This window comes from Granulicella pectinivorans (genome assembly GCF_900114625.1).
Lineage (GTDB): Bacteria > Acidobacteriota > Terriglobia > Terriglobales > Acidobacteriaceae > Edaphobacter > Edaphobacter pectinivorans.
The window spans coordinates 119,340-140,578 of record NZ_FOZL01000002.1 but is presented as its reverse complement, the minus strand read 5'-3'; the positions used below and the strand labels follow the sequence as shown (position 1 = coordinate 140,578).

Below are 21,239 nucleotides of genomic sequence, written 5' to 3'. Positions count from 1 at the left end.
CAGAGACAGGTGTGGGCGTCAGCTCGGATGTTCCGAACCGCCGTTCCCGGCAAAAAGCGAATCCTTAGTTTACTGCCTTCCCACGAAGGATCGTCTGCTCCAGGCGCCCACTTGCGGCGAAGCGATTGAAGTTGCCCACCGTCCCGGGCCGTATCGCCGGCTCCAGCCCAAGCATCCGGGCTGGATTGGCCGAGGCCAGATTGACCGCAATGCCCAGACTCGCTCCGGTCATCGCCTGTACGTTCGCGACTGCCTTATCCATGGTGAGGATCGAGCCGGCGAGGGTCTCTTTGCCACGATCGAGATCGGACTTTAGCAGTGCCTTCCCCTCCGCGACGGCGACGTCGAAGGTGCCGAGCGTGTAGGCCCCGTCGGGCATGCCTGCAGCGGACATCGAATCCGTGACGAGGATCGCCAGCTCAGGCCCCTTGGCCTTCAGCCAGAGGCGCACCAGCTCCGGCGCGACGTGGATTCCATCGCAGATCAACTCCGCGAATAGGCTGGATGAATCGAGCACCGTTCCCAGGACTCCGGGGGCTCGATGATCGAGCGCTCGCATGGCGTTGTAGGTGTGGGTCGCCGAGGACGCGCCTGCGTCGATTCCGGCCTGTGTCTCGGGAGATGTGGCGTTCGTGTGGCCGAGGCTCACCCTCACTCCGAGAGCTTTGCAGTGCGCGATCAGGTCAAGTGCGCCGGGAATCTCCGGCGCAATGGTGATCAGGCGGATGTGCCCGCGGGCAGCTGCCTGGAACCGGTCGAAGAGCTCAATCGACGGCGGAAGAATATCGCCCTCCGGATGTACGCCGCGTTTGGCGTGGGAGATGAACGGCCCCTCCAGATGCACGCCGATCGGTGTCGCCACGCCATCGTGGGCGCGTTCGATCTCATCGGCGATCGCCTCTAGACCACGAAGCGTTGCATCGATAGGAGCGGTGACGGTGGTCGCCAGATACTGGCCGACGCCGCGCGTTGCCAGGAAGCGATTGAACTCGACGAAGTCTTTCGGGCTGGCGGTCATCACATCGTGGGACATGCCCCCGTGCGTATGCACATCCAGGAACGCAGCGGTCAGCGTGTCGTTCGCGTGTGGCAGGGTGGGGTCGGATTCGATCTCGGCGATCAGGCCATCGTCGCCTACGGTGATGACGGGATACTCCACGGAGCCAATCGGCGTAAGCAATCTGCGAGCGGTAAGGGTCTGCATGTCGTTTCCAGTTTATCCTCGCACCGGCACCGAGGGTCAGTGGGCGGGCGCTAATCCGGCAAACCCCTTGTGCTTGTATCCGTCGAGAATCGCGGAGAAGCCTTCGTTGCTGAGGGCGTTGATCAGAAAGTGGTGGCCGGAGGTTGTCTTGGTTGAGAACGTGTCTTCGCCTGTGGCCGTATCCATGAGGACCGTTCCGTTGCCCGAGTCTGTCCAATAGGTGACGCCCTTGTGGGTAAGGCCACGCGCCGCGTAGAGAATGGACATGCTGTCCCACGAACCGCGCTGCGTCGACTTCGCCAACTGAAACGCATAGACGCCCGGATGCGTTGTCGGATCGTCGCTTGCGGGAGGCCCGGACAGCGCCTTGGCCCCGTCCGCGAAGCTGATCAGCCAGATGGGCGGGTAGCCGTTCGGTGTGGTCCAGGTCGCAAACACCGTTGCCGAGTCCGCGGGGTCGGAGTCCAGATTGAACTCAAATCCCCTTGGATAGGCTCCACCCATCACAACGAGCTTCGCCACCTTGGCTTTCACAAGCTCCGGACCGCCTTTGCTGGCGAGCAACTGCGCGACGCAGGTGAGGAAGCCGGTCGCCACGACCGTCACGGACTTGTCCGGCTGCTTTGCCAGCGTCTCGCGATAGACCGTGACGCAGCCGGGATATTTCGCCCGGGTGTCTCCCAGATCGAAGTGCGAGATCAGGCCACCCAGCCATGTGCTCTGGTTGCATTGGTTCTTGACGCAGAGCGGATTGTCCGGGGCAGCGGTCTGATTGGCACCGACTGGGATGCCGGGGCGGCCGTAGTAGGTGTTGAAGACCTTCATCGCCGGAGCCGCGAGGGGATGGGCGCTGTCGGCCACGGTGGCGAGAATCGTGATTTCGCCTGCGTCTGCCAGCTTGTGCAGGGTCGCGAAGTTTACGGGGCAATCGTTGTCGTTGGTGCAGTCGTCGTCGTAGAGCACGCGTGTCTGCGCCAGTGCGGCGGAAGAGGCAAGAACGAGAAACAGCACCAGGGTCTTCATGGCTCACCAGTGTACGCGGGGGCTCGATACGTTCATCGCATAAAATCCCCTTCAAACTACCCAAAAACCGGACAGTTAAAAGAAACCGATATCCGCCCAAACCCATTACACTGAACGCGTTGACCACCAAAACGTTGAGCGAGAGACTGCCAGAAAAGGCCGGCGATTCTCCGAAGACGGAACCAGCAGGATCGCAGTCCTCCAGGTCTCTGCGTCTGCTGACGCTCTCGTGCGCCCTGGCCGTGGTTCTCCTCGGTGTGGCCGTGATCCTCGGCTGGTTTACCCAGAACGAACACCTGATGACCGTGCTGCCGGGCTTCGTGAGGATGAAGTCGAACACGGCTGTCGGCTTTCTGGCCTCGGGTCTCGGTCTTCTTTGCCTGCTTTCACCCGGGAGGGGGACTCGCTATGCCTCGCGCCTGTTCTCGCTCGGCGTCCTGGTTCTCGGCTGCCTCACGCTCCTCGAGTACCTCTACGGATTCAACTTCGGCATCGATCAACTCCTCTTCGTCGACCACGTCCAGGTCATCTATCCGGGCCGGATGGCGCCGACATCCGCCACCAGTTTCGTCTTTGCCGCCACCGCACTTCTTTTGCTCACCGGCAATCGCATGGCTCGCATCCTCGCCCAGTTCATCGCGCATCTGCTCGCGGCGATCTCGTTTGTGGCGATCGTCGGATACCTGTACGGCGTCCAGATCTTCTATGGTTCGAGCGGCTACACCTCCATGGCGCTCCACACCGGCGTGGGCTTTCTGATCCTCTCTGCAGGTCTGATCCTCAAGCAGCCGGACTCGATCGTCCTTGGCGTCCTGCTGGCGCCGGAGCGGGGAGGATGGCTCGCACGGCGCATTCTTCCCGCGATGATGCTGTTGCCAGTGCTGCTCGGGTGGCTCTTTCTGCATCCCGCAATCAACTTCGGGCGACCCAGCTTTGGCATGGGGCTGCTGGCCGTCACGATGGCTGGGACGGGCACAACCGCGCTATGGTTCCTTGCCCTGTTCCTGAACCGTGAAGAGCGGCAGCGCGCCGAGATCATCCAAATTCGCGAGCAGAGCGCTTCCACCATCCGGCAGTCGGAGCGCGAACTGCGACTGATTACCGACCACCTGCCCACGTTGCTCTCCTACATCTCGCTCGATGGGCGATTCCTCCGCGTCAATCGCATCTACGAGGAGTGGCTTGGCCTGGAAGCGACGGAGATTGTGGGCCGTTCGGTGCATGAGCTGCTTGGCAATCTTTACTGGGAACGCAGCGCCTCTGCGCGTGAGGCTGTCCTCGGTGGCCGCACGGTTACCTTCGAAACGGACTACCCGACGGTCCATGGGGAGCGCCTGACCCGGGTGACGTATGCTCCCGATCTCGACGAGCAATGTCAGGTGCGGGGCATCGTCTGCATGGTGCTCGACATCGACGAGCGCCGCCGCGCTGAACAAGCCGTGCGCAAGACGGAGCGATTGGAACAAGCGAATCGCGACCTGCAGGAGCTTGCACTGACCGATCAGCTTACTGGTCTGCGCAACCGTCGTGCGTTTGACGAGCGGCTTCGCTCCGACATGGATGCTGTGATTCGGGGCGGCCTATCCCTTTCGCTCCTGATGCTCGACGTCGACAACTTCAAGGTGCGGAACGATACCTGGGGACATGCCGAGGGCGACGCCGTGCTGCGCCGTCTCGGTGCCATACTTGCCTCGGCGATCCGGGCTCCGTATATCGCTGCGCGTTACGGCGGCGAGGAGTTCGCGGTTCTGCTGCCTGGGAGCGATCAGCGTCTTGCGCGTCTGGTGGCGGACCGCATCCAGCGTATGGTCGCCGAACAGCTTTGGAACCACACGCAGGTCACGCTGAGTATCGGTATCGCCACGACGAGCAACTTCACGCATAACCCGCAGGAGCTCATCCAGGCTGCCGATGGAGCGCTCTACCGTGCCAAGCGTGAAGGCAAGAACCGCATCGTTCCAGCTCTCTCGACCGAGGTCTTTCTCTCGCCGCCGCCAGTGCAATAGAACGGACAGGCAACGATTTTCCCTTTGTTTGCAGCTTATAGAAGAGGAAGGGGTCGCAGGCAGACTCGCAAGCGCTGAGCAAGCCGAATCGGCCCGGGTACGATTTTCTGTCGGCTGGCACTCGCCTGTTCGCGCCGACATGACCGCAATCCCGAGGAGTTAGTCATGAAGATGCATACCGGCATGAAGTGCGCCGCGGCAGGTCTGTCGCTGGTGCTTGGACTTGGTACGGCACTGGCACAGGACACAACCTCCGACGACAAGAAATTTCTTGCCGACGCAGCCCAGGGCAACCTTTACGAGATCAATCTTGCCAAGCTTGCCCTTCAGAAGTCCGGCGACACCAATGTGAAGATGTTCGCCTCGAAGATGATCAAGGATCACGAGATGCTCATTGCGAGCATGAAGCCCCTCGACCGCAAGCTGGGTGTGAAGGAGCCGACCGGCCCATCGATTGCCGATCGTGCGAAGTACGAGGAGCTCAAGCTCAAGTCGGGTATCAGCTTCGACCGCGCCTACGTGGAGGCGATGGTGAAGGACCACAACAACGATCTGAAAGCCTTCATGGATGAGGAGCAGAAGACGACCAACCCCGAAGTGAAGGCTGCCGTGGCCAAGGGTGAAGCGGTTGTCCGTGAGCACACCGAGATGATTGACGGTATCGCGAAGCAGGGCGGTATCGATGTCCCGCCCATGCCTGGCGCTTAGAAAGAGAAACCCATTACGGGGGAGCCGGCACCTCGGATTGGCCGGCTCCCTACGTCATGATTGCGTCGCCGGTAGCCAGTACTTCTTCTCCAGCGATTCGCGGTCCACGACGATCTCAAGTTGGTTGCGCGCCTGATTGTTGATCCAGTCCTGCATCAGATCCAAGCAGGCATGATCGATGTACGTCAGCTTGTCTGTCCTCAAATGCACGATGGAGCCGGCGGGGATAGCATCGAGCGCAGCGGTGATAATAGGGATCCGCAGGAACGTTGCCGAACCTTCGATATGCAGATCCACCACGTTCGCCGCCTGCGTGTCGAATGCCGTCGGATGTTTGTGCGCCACGCTGTAGATTCGCAGATGCGTGGACCGGTAGATCAGCTTCACCAGTGAAAGAACGACACCCGTCAACACGCCCGTGAGCAGATCCGTCGCCACGATGGTGAGCATCGTCGCCACATAGATGAGCACGGGGACGCGGCCGAACTTCGACAGATGGCGCATATCCTTCACCTTGATGAGGTTGAAGCCGGTAAAGACCAGCACCCCGGCCAATGAGCAGATCGGCACCATCCGGAGCACGCCGGGAAGTAGCACGATCATGGCCAGGATCCAGACACCATGCAAGATGGCCGACAGGCGGCTTGTTGCTCCTGCCTGAACATTTGCCGAGCTACGGACGATGACGCCGGTCATGGGAATTGCGCCCACCACGCCACACAGCATGTTGCCCGCGCCCTGCGCCATCAGTTCGCGGTCGTAGTTGGTCTTTACGATCGACTGCATCTTGTCAACCGCTGCGGCCGAGAGTAGCGTCTCTGCGCTCGCGATAAACGCAATCGTTGCTGCCGAACCAAGCGTCTTCGCATGGATGCTCGTGAATGCCTCAAGCGTAGGCAGGTGCACCACGTCCAGCAAATTTCCAGGTACCTGCACATAGTTCAACTCCAGATGCATCACGCGCGCGATCACCGTCGCGGCTGTAATTCCGAGGAGAGCGCCGGGCACGAGCTTGAGCGACTGAGGCCGGTACTTCTGCCACAGCACCATGATCCCGATCACCATCAGTGCGAGCAGGACGGCGACCTCTTCGCGGCTCCCGTCGATGGGGAAGATGCCCTGCGTGATCGCCGGCCAGATGGCCTTCGCATTGGCAAGGCCCGTTCCCTTGGGCTTGTTGTCGAGCATGACGTGGAACTGCTGCAACACGATCAACAGGCCGATGCCGGCGAGCATTCCGTGAATGACCGCCGGCGAAATCGCCCTGAACCAACGCCCCGCTTTGATGACGCCTGCCAGAATCTGCAACGCACCCGCGATCACCAAGATCGGCCCCAGGGCCGAGAAGCCCTGGTCGCGGATGATCTCAAAGATGATGACCGCCAGACCGGCCGCGGGTCCGCTTACCTGCAGCGGAGCCCCGGCCAGAAAGCCCACAACGATACCACCGATGATTCCCGTGAGAATGCCCGCCGCCGGGGGAGCTCCGGAGGCAAGCGCGATACCCATGCACAAGGGCAGGGCGATGAGGAACACAACCAGAGAAGCGGAGAGATCCTTGATGTAGGCAGGCTTCATCATTTTCCTCACGATGCCATCAGGTGCAAACGGGGCTGGTTGACGGACGTGGGGGTTTCAGCCGAGAGCGGCAGGAAACGTCCCTGTTGTGCGTCGTAGCTCTGGATGCGCCCGCTATGAATCTCGTAGACCCATCCGTAGAGGTTCATCTTGCCGCGTGCGAGAGCCGCCGCCACCGAAGGATGCGTCTGCAGGTTTGCGAGCTGTGCAATCACATTGGCACGGGTAAGACCACGCAGCCTGGCTTGCGGATCGTTCTCCTCTTCGGCGTCGTGCAACTCGTGCGCTTCATGCTGCTCGAGCATCTGCATCGCGGAGGTGGAGTGCTTCAGCCATGCATCGACGGTCGGCATGTTGTCGTGCTTCTTGCCGCTGAGGACAGCCTTCATCGCGCCGCAATCCGAGTGTCCGCACACGATGATGTTCTCGATGCCAAGAGCGAGCACCGCGTACTCGATGGTGGCGGAGACGCCGCCCGTGGCCTCGCCGTAGGAGGGGACGATATTGCCTGCATTCCGGCAGATAAAGAGATCGCCCGGATTGGACTGCAGAATCATGTCCGGCACCACGCGCGAGTCCGCGCAGGTGAGGAAGAGCGCCTGGGGCTTCTGCCCGGTGGCAAGGTGGTTGAACAGGCTGGCATGCTTGGGAAATACTTCGGCGCGAAAACGCGCATGACCTTCAAGGAGTCGCTGCATAAGAACCTCAATTTCTCTGTTGCGGACGCGCCAATGGGCGCAATCCTGACCGGTGCGGGGCACGTATCGACGCACACATCCACACTTCAAAAAAGCGGACAGATTTTAGAGAGAGTTTTTCTTAGGCAACAGGAGGGGCACGGCCACGATGCGGCGATCCCGGGAGCAGGGAAGCGACCGCCTCATCCTGGGGTGCGACAACTTCCACCATGACCCACTGGACCGGAGTGAAGGTTGCTGCGGGAATAAGAGCGACGACGGCTGCAGCATGATCCGGCGTATGCGGATCGAATGCCTTCAGCTTTGCAACGGCGTCGGAGTCGTGGTCGCCATCGGCACTGTACGAGCCCGAACGCGAACGATGCGAAGAGCCGCTATTGCGCCCGGTACCGGTGTGGTGCGCGTGCGCATGGCCAAGCAGGTGCGGAGCGGAGAACGAGCAGATTCCAAGAAGCACAGCAAGCAGCAAACTCCACTGGAGCTTGGTCTTGTGCACGATTTGGCTGCGGTTCACCATGCTACGAATTTACACCTCTTTTGCCTTTAGATGATTGAAACGACGAAAGGTAACGCCCAAGATTACAAATCTTTGACGAAACCTTCCGTCACGTCCGGAATGATTACTGATTCACCGCACAGCAGGCCACTGGAGGCGCCGGAGGGATATCCAGGGTGGACGCCGATGGCAGCGTCTTTACCTCCGAATACTGCCTTTGCGCCGAGCGGAAGCGATCTACGCGCGCGATCCAGAGGCGGATTGCGTTGTCGTACCTCTCCAGGATCGGGCGCAGCGCATAAGGCCTGTTCGTGCGCAGCCACGTCTGCTGAAAAAGATCCCGATGCAGCGAATATGCCTGGATCAGATCCTGCAGCCGGCCGTTCACGCCGTTGATGTCGGAGAGCTCGCGGTTGACGGAGTGGAGCGAGTTATCGGATCTGCGTGCCTGGGCGCTCATCTGGGCCAGGATGGGGATGTCGGCCTGCGCCCGCGCATACCCCGCCGCCATCTCATCCGCAAGCTGGAACTTCAACCCGAGAAAGTCCACACGCCGCGCCCCAAACTCCATGGCATCCAGCGCATTCGACTCCCGCAGTGTCGTCGGATTCGAAGGATAGGCATTCGCCGGATCCGGCGTATCCGAGTAAGCCAGCGCCGGTGCGCCTGCCACCAGCATCTTCGGCGTAGCGAACGCCGGGGCCGCATTCCGCGCCTCATGAATCAACTGGATCGCCTTCTCCGCGTGCAGTCTCAACTCCGCATTCAGTGGGCGCATCTTCGCCGCGAACTTCTGCCCATCGGGAGACCACGGATCAACCCAGTACAGTCCATCTGAACCCTCTGTCGGTGCAATCACCTTGGCCTGCGTCATCAGGTCCATCGCGGCCATCAACTCCATCTGGGCCTGGTTGATCTTGCCGGTCTTATCCCCGTGGAAGACCTCGCCATATGCCTGCTGATAGGCCGGAATCGAGCTCTCCCCCTGCTGCCAGGCAGCAGCCGCGCCAAACAGAAGCCCATACCAGTTCTGATCCGCCAGCGACTCGCCATCGTCGTTCCAGAGCGTATTCAACTGCCCCGTTGCGCCGTACTTCTGCCCGTCCCGTGTGAACTGCTGCACATCCGGTAAACCCAGGTTGAAGTTGGGATACACCTGACGGTAGTTATTGATGGCCGGAGCGACCCAGACCTCGATCCCCGCGTTCGAGTAAGGCGTGATGATCTTTGCGAATCCCGTCGGGCTGGGCGAATACCCCCAGGCTACGGCGATCGTCTGGTTCTTGAAGTTCTGCGGCATGGCCTTCAGCAGCGCAGGAGCATCCTGGGCGATATCACCCCAGAACAACAACTTCTTATGCAGAGGCTGAAGGGCCGTCACGATGTTCTGCATAAAGTCGAGGTACACCGCCGCGCGCCCCCGCGCATCGACATCGGACTTCGTCTGCCCAACGCCGAGATCGAAGGTTTCGTCCGCACCGAGATGCAGAAACGGCGAGTTCGGATAGTCCTGGGCGAGCTCCGTGAACCAGCTCTTGATGATCTCGAGCGAATGCGGCTGGCCGGGCGCCAGCACAGCTCCATGCGGCGTCTCCGCAACCTGTGCATATTGTTCCCAGTTTAGAATGTGCCGCAGATGCCCAAAGGCCTCCTGCTCCGGCAGGACGGTGATGTGGTACTTCGCCGCGAAGGCCGAGAGCTCTTTCGCATCCGCCGGAGAGATCGATCCATTCGGCACCGAAGCGAGGGGATCGGTGATGTACTGCTGCGTCTCTTCGTAGTACGGCGAGTAGATATTCACCTTATAAGCCGCCAGCGTCTGGATCAGGTGCTTCTGGAATGCCAGCGTAGGCACCGGCCCGCGCGACAGATCGTCATGCAACCCGCGATACTTCATCGCCGGCCAGTCGCGGATTGTGGCCGCATGCAGAACAGACTTCGCGCCCGTGCCGTCGATCATCTGCTTTACCGTCTGCGCTCCGTAGAAGAGTCCAGCCTCGGTCACGGCATTGACCGTCAGTGTCAGCGCGTTCACGGAGATGGTGTAGCCCTCGGCGGCCTCGGTCGCAGGCACGTTAGTCGACGAGCGCCGCGCAAGTTGAATGGTGAAGCCCGCACCTGTGGGCACACCGCGCGCAGCCAGTGTTTGGGAAAGGTCGTCCGCCGCAAACTGGTCCTGCGGATCGCATCCCGGACAGACTACCCGTACGCCCCCCGCCAGCGACTGCTCCGGCAAGACCGCGACCTCGCGCGGCATCGGAATCAACTTCAGGGAGGGGGCCTGCGCGGAGCCAACCGCGGCAATCGAGAGCAACGCAACAACGGGGAGACCACGAAAGAATCGCATGGCACTACCGTACAGGATGGAAGGTACCCCGATAAAGCCCCGGTTTCCCAGCACATCAGCCAGAGGTCCGACAACTTTGATACGCTTCTAGGGCTGGCGTCCCATGCCGCCCATCTTTTCGAAAGAGGTTTCACGATGCTTGATCCAAACAGGCTTTTCCCGGCGGAGCCCGCCATCCGCAGCGTCGCCGCTCGGCTCTACGACGCCGTCAAGGACCTCCCGATTATTTCGCCGCACGGCCATACGGAACCCCGTTGGTTCGCCGAGAACAAGCCCTTTGCCAACCCCACGGCGCTCTTCCTGCAGCCGGATCATTACGTCTTCCGCATGCTCTACTCGCAGGGTGTCCCGCTTGAGTCGCTCGGCGTCCCTCAGGCTGGCGTGAAGGGAGATCCGCATGCCGCCGACAACATCGATCCGCGCGAGGCCTGGCGCGTTTTTGCGAAGCACTACTACCTCTTCCGCGGTACTCCGACCCGCCTCTGGCTCGACTACGCTTTTTCGACGAACTTCGGCCTCACCGAGCGACTGAAGCCCGAGAACGCCGACCACTACTACGACATCATCGACGAGGCTCTTCAGACTCCCGAGTTTCTTCCCCGATCGCTCTACGAGCGCTTCAATATTGAGGTCCTCTCCACCACCGATACCGCTACCGACTCACTGGAGTACCACCAGGCCATCAAGGCCTCGGGCTGGAAGGGCCGCATCTTGCCCACCTTCCGCCCAGACGCCGTCATCGACGCCGAATACGTCGGTTTCAAGGAGAACATCGAGAAGCTCGGCGCCATCACGAAGGAAGATGTGACGAACTGGAAGGGCTACCTGAACGCTCTGCGGCAGCGCCGCCAGTTCTTCATCGCCAATGGAGCTACCGCCACCGATCACGGTCACCTCACCGCCATGACCGCCGATCTGCCGATCGACGAGGCGACACGCCTCTACGAGCGCATCTATACCGGTAAGACCGAGGCAGGCGATATTGAGCTCTTCCAAGCGCAGATGCTGACCGAACTGGCCGGCATGAGCGTGGAAGATGGTCTGACCATGCAGCTCCACCCCGGCTCGGTGCGCAACCACAACCTTGGCGTCTACGAGAGGTTCGGCCGCGACAAGGGATGCGATATTCCCTCGCCGACCGAGTACGTGCGTTCGCTTCGGCCGCTCCTTTCGAAGTACGGCAACGAGCCCGGTTTCACCTTCATCCTCTTCACGCTGGACGAGACGACGTACTCTCGCGAACTCGCGCCGCTGGCCGGCCACTATCCGTGCCTGCGTCTTGGGCCGAGCTGGTGGTTCCACGATTCGCCCGAGGGGATGATGCGTTTTCGCGAGCAAGTGACTGAAACTGCTGGGTTTTATAACACCGTAGGTTTCAATGACGACACGCGTGCGCTCTTGTCTATTCCTGCACGACACGATGTGGCGCGTCGCGTGGATTGCGCGTTTCTGGGTCGCCTGGTGGCCGAGCACCGCATCGATGAGGATGAGGCCTTTGAACTGGCTTCCGACCTTACCGTCGGGCTGGTGCGCAAAGCGTACAAGCTCTAGAAGACTCCTCTTCCGTAAAGGAGAAAGGCCTCCCGTTGGAGGCCTTTCTCCTTGCAGGCAAAGAAGTTATGCGGCGCGTCGGGGCTTTCCGGAGCGGGGAAAGTCGAGGGAGGGGTGGGTTGCGGGGAGGATGTGCTCCCCGGAGGCTGTTCTCGCCTGTTCCTGCATCGTGATTTGGGCCTGGAGGTCGCGTTCCGTCTGTGCCGCCTTATGGGCTACGGCTGCGGCGTGGGCTGCGTGGTCTGCCGCTTCAGCCGCTGCCTGGGCCTTGGCCTGTGCGGCTCTTGCCGCCTCTGCCAGCGCCACCGCCCGGGCCTTGGCCGCTGCTGCCTGGGCCAGCAGAGCCTCGGCGGGGTCTTGCTCGCTTACAGACTCTGCGTAAGTCTCGACAAAAGAGCTGGTCGGCTGCGCGTAGAGACGCGCCGTGAGTTCGTAGGGGTCGCGGCCCTGCGTGTAGTTGCGGGATGTCTGCGGACGGGCAGAAGGTTGCGTCCTGGCGACGGGTATTACTGGGGGAGGTGCAGACTCAGGAGAAGCAAAGACCGGTACCGAATCCGACTTTGGAGTCGCAATCGCTTTGCGTGCCGTTCGCCCTTCAAGCTCAGCGTGTTGCTTCGCCTTCTTTTTCTTGTCTCCCCAAAGGGCGATCGCACAGGGCGCGATCAACATCAGAACAAAGACAACGGCCGGTGTGGAGTCGAGCATAAGCGTTCCTAATCCTTGCTGTGCTTCAACGGGTGCAGCGGCTTGCAAAACGTGAGTGTCCGCTCGCTCAGAAAATTGTAGAACTCCATGCGCCTGGACAAAGGGAAAGTACATCCGGGGAACATGTTTGGTTTCATCGGATCATACGCGTCCGCATATCCTTCAAACTTCCTATGGATGAGAGTAGACCCGAGCCTGTTCCCTTGTACTCATTTTGTTGAAAACAAGTGCTTTTGGCGGTAAAAGCTTACTTTTTTGCATGTCGGTGATGTTTTTGGTAATGAAAAAGTAACCAATTATTTGTAACCAGGTTAGGCACATATCCTGCGGCGGCGCATGGACGGGAATCCGCGGTCGCCTAGATGACCCTAGGACCGGAGCCCTACTGGATTGCACGACGCTCGCAAATCACTTATCCAACCATGAGGATGGCGATTTGATGGTCGTATTCGCAATGAGATACCTTTTCGGGTAACACAATTGTGGCCAGTCGATGTGTGACGGGGTACGCAAGAGGGATTGGATCGAGATGCTGGAAGAAAAACTGACTGAAAACTTTTCGTCGCTGCTCCGTGAGAACCGTGTCTTTCCGGCGCCTGCCGACTTTGCCGCCAAGGCGCACATCAAAAGCGAGTCCGAGTACGAGGCGCTTTATCGCCGCAGCGTCGACGATCCGGAGGGCTTTTGGGGCGAGGCTGCAAGCGAACTGGAGTGGTTTGCCCCCTGGAAGAAGGTGCTCGAGGGCGAGTTTCCGGATGCGAAGTGGTTCACGGACGGAAAGATGAATCTGTCGCATAACTGCGTCGACCGCCACGCCAATGGAGCGCTGAAGGACAAGGTCGCGCTGCTGTGGGAGGGTGAGCCGGGCGAGGTTCGGAAGATCACCTACGGGGAGCTGCATGGCGAGGTGCAGAAGTTTGCCAATGTTTTGAAGAACATCGGGGTGAAGCGCGGAGACCGTGTCGCCGTGTACATGGGCATGTGCCCGGAGCTTGCGATTGCGCTGCTGGCCTGTGCGCGCCTTGGAGCGATTCATTCGGTGGTGTTTGGCGGTTTTGCAGCGCATGCGATCTCGGACCGGGTGAACGATTCGGCGTGCGTGGCGGTGATTACGCAGGATACGAGCTATCGGCGTGGTTCTGAGATCAAGCTGAAGGCGATCGTCGACGAAGCGCTGCAGAAGTGTACGAGCGTGCAGCATGTGATCGTGTATCAGCGGTCGGGTTCGCCGGTGAACATGGTGGAAGGGCGCGATCTCTGGTGGCATGAGGCTGTCGCGGCTGCTTCGGCGGAGTGCGCTCCGGAGTGGATGGATGCGGAGGATCCCCTTTATATTCTCTATACTTCCGGGACGACGGGTAAGCCGAAGGGGCTGGTCCACACGACCGGCGGCTATGCGGTGGGCACGTACCTGACGACCAAATATGTCTTCGATCTGCGACCGGACGATGTGTACTGGTGCACCGCCGATATCGGCTGGGTGACGGGCCACAGCTACGTGGTGTACGGGCCGCTGCAGTGCGGCGCGACGGTCGTGATGTACGAGGGGGCTCCCAACTGGCCGCAGAATGACCGGTTCTGGAAGATCGTCGACGACCATCAAGTCACTGTTTTCTATACGGCACCGACCGCGATCCGCGCGTTTATCAAGTGGGGGGATCAATGGGTGAAGGGCTACTCGCTGGCTTCGCTGCGGCTTCTGGGTACTGTCGGCGAACCGATCAACCCGGAGGCGTGGATGTGGTACCACCGGGAGATTGGCAAGGAGCGCTGCCCGATCGTCGATACGTACTGGCAGACGGAGACGGGGATGCATGTGCTGGCTCCGATTCCGGGTGCGATTGCGGCTAAGCCGGGTTCGGCGACCAAGCCGTTTTTTGGCGTGGTGCCGGAAGTCGTTACGAAAGAGGGAGATCCGGTTCCGGCGGGGCAGGGCGGCCTGCTGGTGATTCGTAAGCCCTGGCCGGCGATTGCACGGACGATCTATGGGGACCACGCGCGGTATGTGTCGTCTTATTTCTCGGAGATTCCGGGCTCGTACTTCACCGGAGATGGTGCCCGGAGGGATGAGGACGGGTATTTCTGGCTGATGGGCCGGGTGGACGACGTCATCAACGTCAGTGGACATCGGTTGGGCACGATGGAGATCGAGTCCGCGCTGGTGGCGCATGGCAAGGTCGCGGAGGCTGCGGTGGTGGGGCGTCCGGACGAGATGAAGGGGCAGGCGATCGCTGCGTTCGTCACGCTGGAAGAGGGCGTTGAGCCCACGGATGCGCTGAAACAGGAGCTACGGCAGTGGGTTGCGAAGGAGATCGGAGCGCTGGCTCGTCCGGACGATCTGCGCTTTACACAGATGCTGCCGAAGACGCGTTCGGGCAAGATCATGCGGCGTCTGCTGCGAGAGTTGGCAACGACGGGAACGGTGAGCGGTGATACGACGACGCTCGAGGACTTTGGTGTACTGGCTAAGTTGAAGGAAACAGACGAGTAATGGCGGAACAGGGAACCCGCGCTTCGATCTCGGGGCGCGGGTTTTTTTGCGTCAAAAATCGCACCGAAGCGCGCACTCCTGCAATCTAAAGGGAACCATGACAGGCACCGACAAACGAGCGGGGAGATTTATCTACCTCGATGCGCTGACGACGGCGTTCGTCGTCATTCTGCTGGTTTCGAACCTTGTGGCGCAGAAGGTGGTGAAGATTGGGCCGGTGTCGACCTCGGCTGCCATGCTTTTGTTTCCTATCACTTACATCTTTGGGGATGTCTTCACGGAGATCTATGGGTTTGCCGCGTCGCGACGGGCGATCTGGCTGGGGTTCTTTGGGACGGCTCTGCTGTATGCGGTGAGCGCGGTGGCGATTCTGCTGCCGTCGGACCCGGGGTGGCACAATCAGCAGGCTTTTCAGACGGTTTTCGGGTTTATTCCGCGGATTCTGGCGTCTTCGCTGATGGCGTTTTGGGGTGGGGAGTTTGCGAACTCGTACACGATGGCGCGGATGAAGCTGTGGACGAATGGGGAAAAGCTTTGGACGAGGACGATCGGATCGACCGTGGTGGGTCAGTTGGTGGACACGACCTTAGTGATTTCATTGATGTTTGTTGGTCAGTTGCCGCTTGGAACGATCTTCAAGATGATCTGGACGGGTTGGCTGCTGAAGGTGGGGTATGAGACGCTGGCGACGCCTCTGACGTATGCGGTGATTGGGTGGCTGAAGAAGGCGGAGGGTGTGGATACGTTCGATCGGGCGAGGGACTTCAACCCGTTCCGGTTTGGCAGATAGGCTTGCCTAATCCTCGCGTATTTCAGGGTTTGTGGTGAATTTCAGGGTTTTGTGGTTGGACTTGGGTTTTTGTGGGTGTTTCTTTGGGTTGCTTTGGGGTTTACCTGTAGTTTTTGGGATGGGAAAACGTGGGCGATTGTATGGATAATGTGGCCATCTGGATGGATATTCGCGGCAACGAAAAGCCCCACATCTCAGAAGCGAGATGTGGGGCACCCGGATTGTTGGCAGGACGTTAGTCGAGGGCGTAGATGGCGAGGCCGCTGAGGAGTTTGGGGTAGAAGTCGGTGGACTTCTGGGGCATGACCTCGAGGTTGAGGGAGATGTCTTTGAACTGGTCGAGGGTGACGGGCTTGATGAGGAAGGCGATGTCGGCCTCGCCGTCGACGACCTGCTGGGCGGCTTCTTCGGCCGAACGGATGTAGCGGATGTTGTCGAGGCGGGCGATGGAGTCGTGGGAGAGCGCGAGGACGCCTTCGAGGAGGATGCGGTGGAGCTGCACGACGTCGAGGGCGGCCTTGCGGGGGGTGAGGTCGGAGAGGGCTTTCGCCATCGCCTCGGGCCTGGCCTTGAGGAGGTGGTGGAAGATCTCGCCGGTCTTCGCGTCGCGTGAGACGGCGAGCATCGCAGTGCCCTCGGTTCCGGTGAGCTGAGCGGTGGAGGCGCTGGTGACAGGGGTGATGTCGAAGAAGGGCTCGGCTGCGGTGAGGAATGCCTTGGGCGAGAAGTCCTTGAGGCCGAAGACGACGCGGTGAGTGGGGAGGATGGTGATGCCGGGGGCTTCCATGTTGACGAAGGTCATCATCATGGCGGCTTCGGGGTAGGCGGGGACGGGGAGAAGGGGGTGACCTTCGTCGGCGCGGTTGGAGGGGGACTCGTCGGTGCCCTGGAAGGTGTGGCCGATCTCGGCGGCGCGCTCCTTGGAGTAGGTGACGGAGGTCTCGTAGCGGTGGTGGCCGTCGGCGATGATGAGCTTCTTGTCGGCCATGGCGGTGAGGATGAGGTTGATGAGGGTGGGGTCGGTCAGCTTCCAGACGCGGTGGACGACGTCGTACTCGTCGGTGATGGCGAGGTCGGCTGGGGTGGTGGTGCCCATTTCAGCGGTGCCGAAGATGAGTTTTTCGGCGGTGAAGGCCGGGTCGGAGTAGAGCATGTAGATCTGCTCGCAGTAGGCGCGGGTGGCCTTGAAGAGGGCGAGGCGATCGGACTTGTGCTTGGGGAAGGTCTGCTCGTGGCGGTAGACGATGTGGTCGGCGTAGTCGTAGAGGTGGCCGAGGGCGATGAAGCCTTTGCGTTCGCGGATCTCGTCGGTGCCGGGGACCTGGTAGGTCTGGGAGTAGCCGTAGAGGGCGGGCTCGGACTCCTCTTTGAGGATGCCTTCGGCGCGGAAGCTGGTGAGGGTCTCGGCGGCGCGGGTGTAGACGTTGTGGTCGTCGTTGTCGGTGGGCTCTTTTTTGCCGAGGATGACGCGGATGAGGTTATAGGGTGAGCGGTCGTAGTAGGCCTGCTGCATCTCCGGGGTGATCTTGTCGTAGGGCTGGGTGACGACGTCTTCGAGCTCGACACGGGTGGGGTCGTAACGGAGTGCGCGGAAGGGGTAGATCTTGGCCATAGAGCTCTATTGTAGCGGTCGCCTGTTACAGCAAATGCCGTAGAGCGCTGCTTCTGAAAATTCCAATGGTAAATCATTTCAAATAGGAGTATAATGTTTCTCGGTTGTTGGGCCGGGAAAGAATGGCCAGGGACCTTGTGAAGCAGTTCTGGAAGTCGCTTCTTTCTATCGTGGTTGTCATGCTGCTCTACGAGGGCATGGTGACGGCATTCCACCTCTTAAATCTCCCGAGTGATCTGAGCGTCTTCGCCGGCGTGTGCCTGCTGCTGTGTCTGGCGGCGGGTGGATTCATCGTGTTTCGGTTTATCTGGAGGCGGATATGACGTTATTTGGGGAATTTATGAAGGTTGGCAGCGGACGCAAACAGGGTGACGACGAACCGGCGGTCGATGCTGGCCGTTTGATCAAACGCGGTGCCTTCCTGGCTGGGTTGTTGCTTGCGGGCATGGTCTTCTTCAACTACATCGTTGCCGTGACTCGTATTGGGGCCGGCTATGTTGGCGTGGAGGTAGTCTTGAGCGGATCGCAGCGCGGCCCGTCGGAGATCCCGATCCGGACGGGCTGGGTCTTCTATAGCCCGCTGCGCTCGCAGATCATCGAGTTTCCGACGTTCGTCCAGACGGTGAAATGGACGCACGACATGAACGAAGGCCGCGCGGCGAACGAGGAGATGAGCTTCAACTCGAAGGAGGGGATGGAGATCTACTCGGATGTTTCGCTGTCGTATGCGATCGAGCCGCGCCAGGTTCCGGACTTCTATGTGAAGTACCGGGTGAGCGACCTGGAGACGTTTACGCATGGCATCCTGCGGGATATTGTGCGGAACAGCCTGAACGAGGTGGCATCGACGTATAGCGTGGAGCAGATCTATGGCGAGCAGAAGGCGCAGTTTCTGGCGAGCGTGCAGGCCCTGATTCAGCAGAAGCTGGCGCCGGTCGGCGTGGGGATCCAGCAGTTCGGATTCATTGGCGCGCCGCGGGTTCCTTCGGTGATTGCGTCGGCCATTACGGCGAAGGCGCAGGCGATCCAGGATGCCGAACGCGCCCGGAACGAACTGGCCAAGACCCAGGCAGAGGCGGCCAAGACGGTTGCTGAAGCGGAGGGTGAGGCCAAGGCGGCTGTGATGCGTGCGAACGGTGAAGCGGAGGCGAACAAGATTCGCCAGACTTCGCTGACGCCGCAGTTGCTGGAGCTTCGGAAGATCGAGAACCAGAAGGCGTTGATCGATCGCTGGAACGGCGCGTTGCCTACCGTGCAGACCGGAAACGGCGGTCTCTTGATGGAACTGCCGAAACAATAACGGCAAATGGAGGTTGCTTCGACTGCGGTTGGCGCATGGTGCGCGCCAACCGCAGTCGATTTTCTTTGGTACTGGAACAAGCAACGGCAAAGGCGAAATACGGGGGTCTCTCCACTGCGCGATGGACGAAGATGCCGTCCATCGCTCCGGTTGAGATGACGAGATTTTTTGCTGGGTCGATGACGAGATTTTTTGCTGGGTTGACGACGAGCGTTTTTGCGGGGTCCGAGGGCGGGCGGGGCGGCTAGGATTTGGCGGCGGCTATGGCATCTTCGCGGACTTTGACCAGGGTTTGGAAGGGGTCGCCCAGGGCGTGGTACTCCATGGCGACGAAGCCCTTGTAGTTGAGGTGGGCGAGGAGGCGGAAGATCTGGTCGTAGCGGATCTCGCCGGTGCCGGGCTCGTGGCGGCCGGGGACGTCGGCGATGTGAACGAGGCCTACGAGATCGATGTTGTTCTGGAACTTTTCGAGGAGGTTTCCGGCCTGTCTTTGCTCGTGGTAGACGTCGTAGAGGACCTTGAGGCTGGGGCTTCCGACCTGGCGGCAGATGTCGAAGGCCTCGGTGACGCCGGTGAGGTAGATGGTGGGGTTTTCGAGGGTGTCGATGGGCTCGATGACGACATTTTTGTGGGCGCGCTCGGCGAGGGCAAGGATGCGCTTGAGGTTGTCGACGCAGACCTGGGTGGTGGAGCCCTCGAAGCGCTTGCCGGAGGTGAGGAGGAGTTGGGGACAGCCGAGCTTGTCGGCGGCGGCGATGGCGTGGGCCATGCGGGGTTCGAGGTCTTCGACGCCCTTGGGATCGGAGAAGGTGATGCCGGTGCCGGCCATGGAGTCGACGGTGAGGTTGGCGGCCTTGATCTGGGGGACGACGCGGGCGTAGTCGGCGTCGGTCCATTTGGTCCATTCGCCGACGAACTCGATGCCCTGATAGCCGGCTTTGGCGGCGATGGCGAGACGGTCTTCGAAGGCTGGGGCGGACTTCGAGAGGGTGCCGAGCATGAGGGAGAAGCGGAAGGGGATTCCGTAGGCTGCCTGGGACCGGGCGTGGATGGGAAGGAGGGTGGCGGCGGCTGCGGTGAGGGCGGTGTGGGTGAATTGGCGGCGGCTGAGCATTGGGGGGAATTATAGGTGGGTTGTGGGAGCCTGGTCTGGACTAGGGGTGGTTTGTGGAGGACCGCTCGGCTTCGATCTGGCTGCGAACGATCGCTTCGTTGGCGCGGTCGCCCTGGGTGGGGTCGCCGCTGATGTCTTTGGCCCCGCTCAGGGTAAGGGCGCGGGTGACGAAGGGGTGTCTGTTCACGATGGATGTGTGCAGAGGGCTTTCTCCGTCGAGGTTGATGGCGTTGAGGGCGGCTCCGTGTGTGACGAGGTACTGCACGACGCCGGTTTTGCCGGTGGCGGCGGCGAGGTGGAGGGGGGTGTCGCCGTGCTGATCGACCGCGTCGATGGGGACGCCGTGAGCGAGGAGAGCTTTGACGACGGAGAGGTCGCCTTCAGCGGCGGCGCGGTGGAGGAAGGCGGAGGCGTGGGGGCTGGCGGCGAGGCGGGCGGCGAAGAGGCGGTCCCAGAAGGAAGACGGGATGAGGAGGATGCCGAGGACGGCGATGGCGGCGGCTACGGTGGACAGGGTGGTGCGCTGGATGGGGCGATGCCTGCAGGCCCATAGGAGAACGGCGGCGATGCAGGGGATGGTCCAGAGGGTAAGCAGGAAGGGAAAAGAGAGGAGGAAGGCGAAGGTGCCGTGCGCGAGGGAGAAGCCGACCATCTGGGGGCCGGATCGCCAGGTGAGCAGGGTTTCTTCCCAGAGGAGGCGGCCGGCGATGAGGGCGGAGCCGAGGCTGAGGATGGCTCCGGGGAGGAGGATGAGTGGATGGAGGCGTTTGGGTGGGGATTTCGGCTCCGGCATGGTGGTGATTGTACTGCCCGGTGCGTTGGGTCGGGTGGTCCGGGAGCCTGCCCACCCTGTTTCGCCGGTGGCGGCTCGACAGGGTGGGTTCGCTTTTATGCGGCGATTTCGGTGGCGGAGAGCATGGTGCCGATCTCGACGAGGATGCCGCCGGGAGCGGTGACGAAGAAGCCGAAGCGGTTGCCGGAGCGGAGCTTGGGCTCGGGGGCATCGAGGCCGTAGGCGCGGAGCTGGTGGAGGAGCTCGAGGACCTCGGCGCGGGTGGCCTGGAGGAAGCCGATGTGGAAGATGCCGGGGTAGGTGGGGCCGTCGACGGTCTTATCGAGCATGAGGGTGAGGATGAAGCCTTCGCGCTCGAGGACGGTGAGTTCGTCCTTGCCGCGAACGGTGAGGACGCGGAAGTGGAAGATGGCCTGGAAGAAGTGGGAGAGGGCGGGGACGTCAGTGGTGATGAGGTTGATGTGATTGAGAAGGGTGTTCATTGCGGTCTCCGAAACGTTGGGGAGTCGCGTGCCCAAAATGCAAAAGGCCCACGCGACGGTTGAGCAGTGCAACGCGCACTGCTGCCTTCGCCATGGGTCTCTACCGGTGTTCCGGCGGACAAATTCCTGGTTTCCGGGTGGGTTCCAGGGGCGGGACTACCAGCCCGCCAATGCTTTTCTCGGCTGGTGGGATTGTAGCACTGGTCCTGCGGGACGGCCTCTGGGTACGGTGCGGCTCCTTTGCCGCGCTGTGGAGTCGTGCGGGGCTCCTGATTGGTTGGGTGTCCGTTTGTGGACAGTTCGATTTTGGATTCGGACGGAACGTTTTTCTGGAAAGGCCG

18 protein-coding genes are annotated in these 21,239 nt (G+C 60.9%); 7 read left to right on the top strand and 11 right to left on the bottom strand.

The features are described from left to right. Nucleotides 1-64: 64 nt before the first annotated feature. The gene (nagA, locus tag BM400_RS18380) at nucleotides 65-1,204 is read right to left on the bottom strand and encodes an N-acetylglucosamine-6-phosphate deacetylase (RefSeq protein ID WP_089842415.1); all 1,140 of its coding nucleotides are present in this window, start codon (nucleotides 1,202-1,204) and stop codon (nucleotides 65-67) included. 36 nt (nucleotides 1,205-1,240) lie between these two features. Then, entirely contained in the window at nucleotides 1,241-2,227 is a 987-nt protein-coding gene (locus BM400_RS18375; RefSeq protein ID WP_089842412.1) for a nucleoside hydrolase, read from the bottom strand. Between the two features lie 119 nt (nucleotides 2,228-2,346). Between BM400_RS18375 and BM400_RS18370 the strand changes: the two genes are divergently transcribed. Continuing rightward, on the top strand, nucleotides 2,347-4,233 hold the full coding sequence (locus BM400_RS18370) for a sensor domain-containing diguanylate cyclase (protein WP_089842409.1): 1,887 nt from the start codon (nucleotides 2,347-2,349) through the stop codon (nucleotides 4,231-4,233). Between the two features lie 165 nt (nucleotides 4,234-4,398). After that, nucleotides 4,399-4,941: a DUF4142 domain-containing protein gene (locus BM400_RS18365; RefSeq protein ID WP_089842406.1), complete on the top strand. Its 543-nt coding sequence runs from the start codon at nucleotides 4,399-4,401 to the stop codon at nucleotides 4,939-4,941. A 54-nt stretch (nucleotides 4,942-4,995) separates the two neighbouring features. Here the strand turns inward: BM400_RS18365 and BM400_RS18360 are convergent, their stop codons facing one another. The 4 genes from BM400_RS18360 to BM400_RS18345 all read right to left on the bottom strand — a co-directional run bounded on the left by BM400_RS18360 (nucleotide 4,996) and on the right by BM400_RS18345 (nucleotide 10,060). Then, nucleotides 4,996-6,522 (bottom strand): SulP family inorganic anion transporter, encoded by a 1,527-nt coding sequence (locus tag BM400_RS18360; protein ID WP_089842403.1) that lies wholly within the window; start codon nucleotides 6,520-6,522, stop codon nucleotides 4,996-4,998. A gap of 5 nt (nucleotides 6,523-6,527) precedes the next feature. Next, a complete protein-coding gene (locus BM400_RS18355; RefSeq protein ID WP_089842401.1) occupies nucleotides 6,528-7,217 on the bottom strand; it encodes a carbonic anhydrase in 690 nt (229 codons plus the stop codon). Between the two features lie 121 nt (nucleotides 7,218-7,338). Next, nucleotides 7,339-7,734 (bottom strand): hypothetical protein, encoded by a 396-nt coding sequence (locus BM400_RS18350; RefSeq protein WP_089842398.1) that lies wholly within the window; start codon nucleotides 7,732-7,734, stop codon nucleotides 7,339-7,341. A gap of 103 nt (nucleotides 7,735-7,837) precedes the next feature. Next, nucleotides 7,838-10,060: a beta-N-acetylhexosaminidase gene (locus BM400_RS18345; RefSeq protein ID WP_089842394.1), complete on the bottom strand. Its 2,223-nt coding sequence runs from the start codon at nucleotides 10,058-10,060 to the stop codon at nucleotides 7,838-7,840. Between the two features lie 135 nt (nucleotides 10,061-10,195). On the opposite strand from BM400_RS18345, the gene uxaC reads away from it, so the two are divergent. Next, a complete protein-coding gene (gene uxaC / locus BM400_RS18340) occupies nucleotides 10,196-11,611 on the top strand; it encodes a glucuronate isomerase (RefSeq protein ID WP_089842391.1) in 1,416 nt (471 codons plus the stop codon). 66 nt (nucleotides 11,612-11,677) lie between these two features. Here the strand turns inward: uxaC and BM400_RS18335 are convergent, their stop codons facing one another. Beyond that, entirely contained in the window at nucleotides 11,678-12,316 is a 639-nt protein-coding gene (locus tag BM400_RS18335) for a hypothetical protein (protein ID WP_141224006.1), read from the bottom strand. Nucleotides 12,317-12,845: 529 nt separating this feature from the next. Between BM400_RS18335 and acs the strand changes: the two genes are divergently transcribed. Both acs and BM400_RS18325 read left to right on the top strand, forming a co-directional pair. After that, a complete protein-coding gene (gene acs / locus BM400_RS18330) occupies nucleotides 12,846-14,807 on the top strand; it encodes an acetate--CoA ligase (protein WP_089842385.1) in 1,962 nt (653 codons plus the stop codon). 97 nt (nucleotides 14,808-14,904) lie between these two features. Beyond that, a complete protein-coding gene (locus BM400_RS18325; protein WP_089842382.1) occupies nucleotides 14,905-15,597 on the top strand; it encodes a queuosine precursor transporter in 693 nt (230 codons plus the stop codon). 235 nt (nucleotides 15,598-15,832) lie between these two features. Here BM400_RS18325 and BM400_RS18320 read toward each other — a convergent pair whose 3' ends face one another. Next, on the bottom strand, nucleotides 15,833-17,209 hold the full coding sequence (locus BM400_RS18320; RefSeq protein ID WP_089842378.1) for a DUF1015 domain-containing protein: 1,377 nt from the start codon (nucleotides 17,207-17,209) through the stop codon (nucleotides 15,833-15,835). A gap of 122 nt (nucleotides 17,210-17,331) precedes the next feature. On the opposite strand from BM400_RS18320, the gene BM400_RS18315 reads away from it, so the two are divergent. Then, a complete protein-coding gene (locus BM400_RS18315; RefSeq protein ID WP_089842375.1) occupies nucleotides 17,332-17,532 on the top strand; it encodes a hypothetical protein in 201 nt (66 codons plus the stop codon). Beyond that, a complete protein-coding gene (locus tag BM400_RS18310) occupies nucleotides 17,529-18,509 on the top strand; it encodes an SPFH domain-containing protein (RefSeq protein WP_245782021.1) in 981 nt (326 codons plus the stop codon). Before BM400_RS18315 ends, BM400_RS18310 begins: the two co-directional genes overlap by 4 nt. 244 nt (nucleotides 18,510-18,753) lie before the next feature. On the opposite strand, the gene BM400_RS18300 is transcribed toward BM400_RS18310, so the two are convergent. The 3 genes from BM400_RS18300 to BM400_RS18290 all read right to left on the bottom strand — a co-directional run bounded on the left by BM400_RS18300 (nucleotide 18,754) and on the right by BM400_RS18290 (nucleotide 20,898). Beyond that, a complete protein-coding gene (locus tag BM400_RS18300) occupies nucleotides 18,754-19,623 on the bottom strand; it encodes a TIM barrel protein (protein ID WP_089842366.1) in 870 nt (289 codons plus the stop codon). Nucleotides 19,624-19,663: 40 nt separating this feature from the next. Then, nucleotides 19,664-20,416 carry an ankyrin repeat domain-containing protein gene (locus BM400_RS18295; protein ID WP_089842364.1) on the bottom strand — a complete coding sequence of 251 codons (753 nt, stop codon included), beginning with the start codon at nucleotides 20,414-20,416 and terminating at the stop codon, nucleotides 19,664-19,666. A 95-nt stretch (nucleotides 20,417-20,511) separates the two neighbouring features. Continuing rightward, on the bottom strand, nucleotides 20,512-20,898 hold the full coding sequence (locus BM400_RS18290; protein WP_089842360.1) for a VOC family protein: 387 nt from the start codon (nucleotides 20,896-20,898) through the stop codon (nucleotides 20,512-20,514). Nucleotides 20,899-21,239 lie beyond the last annotated feature (341 nt).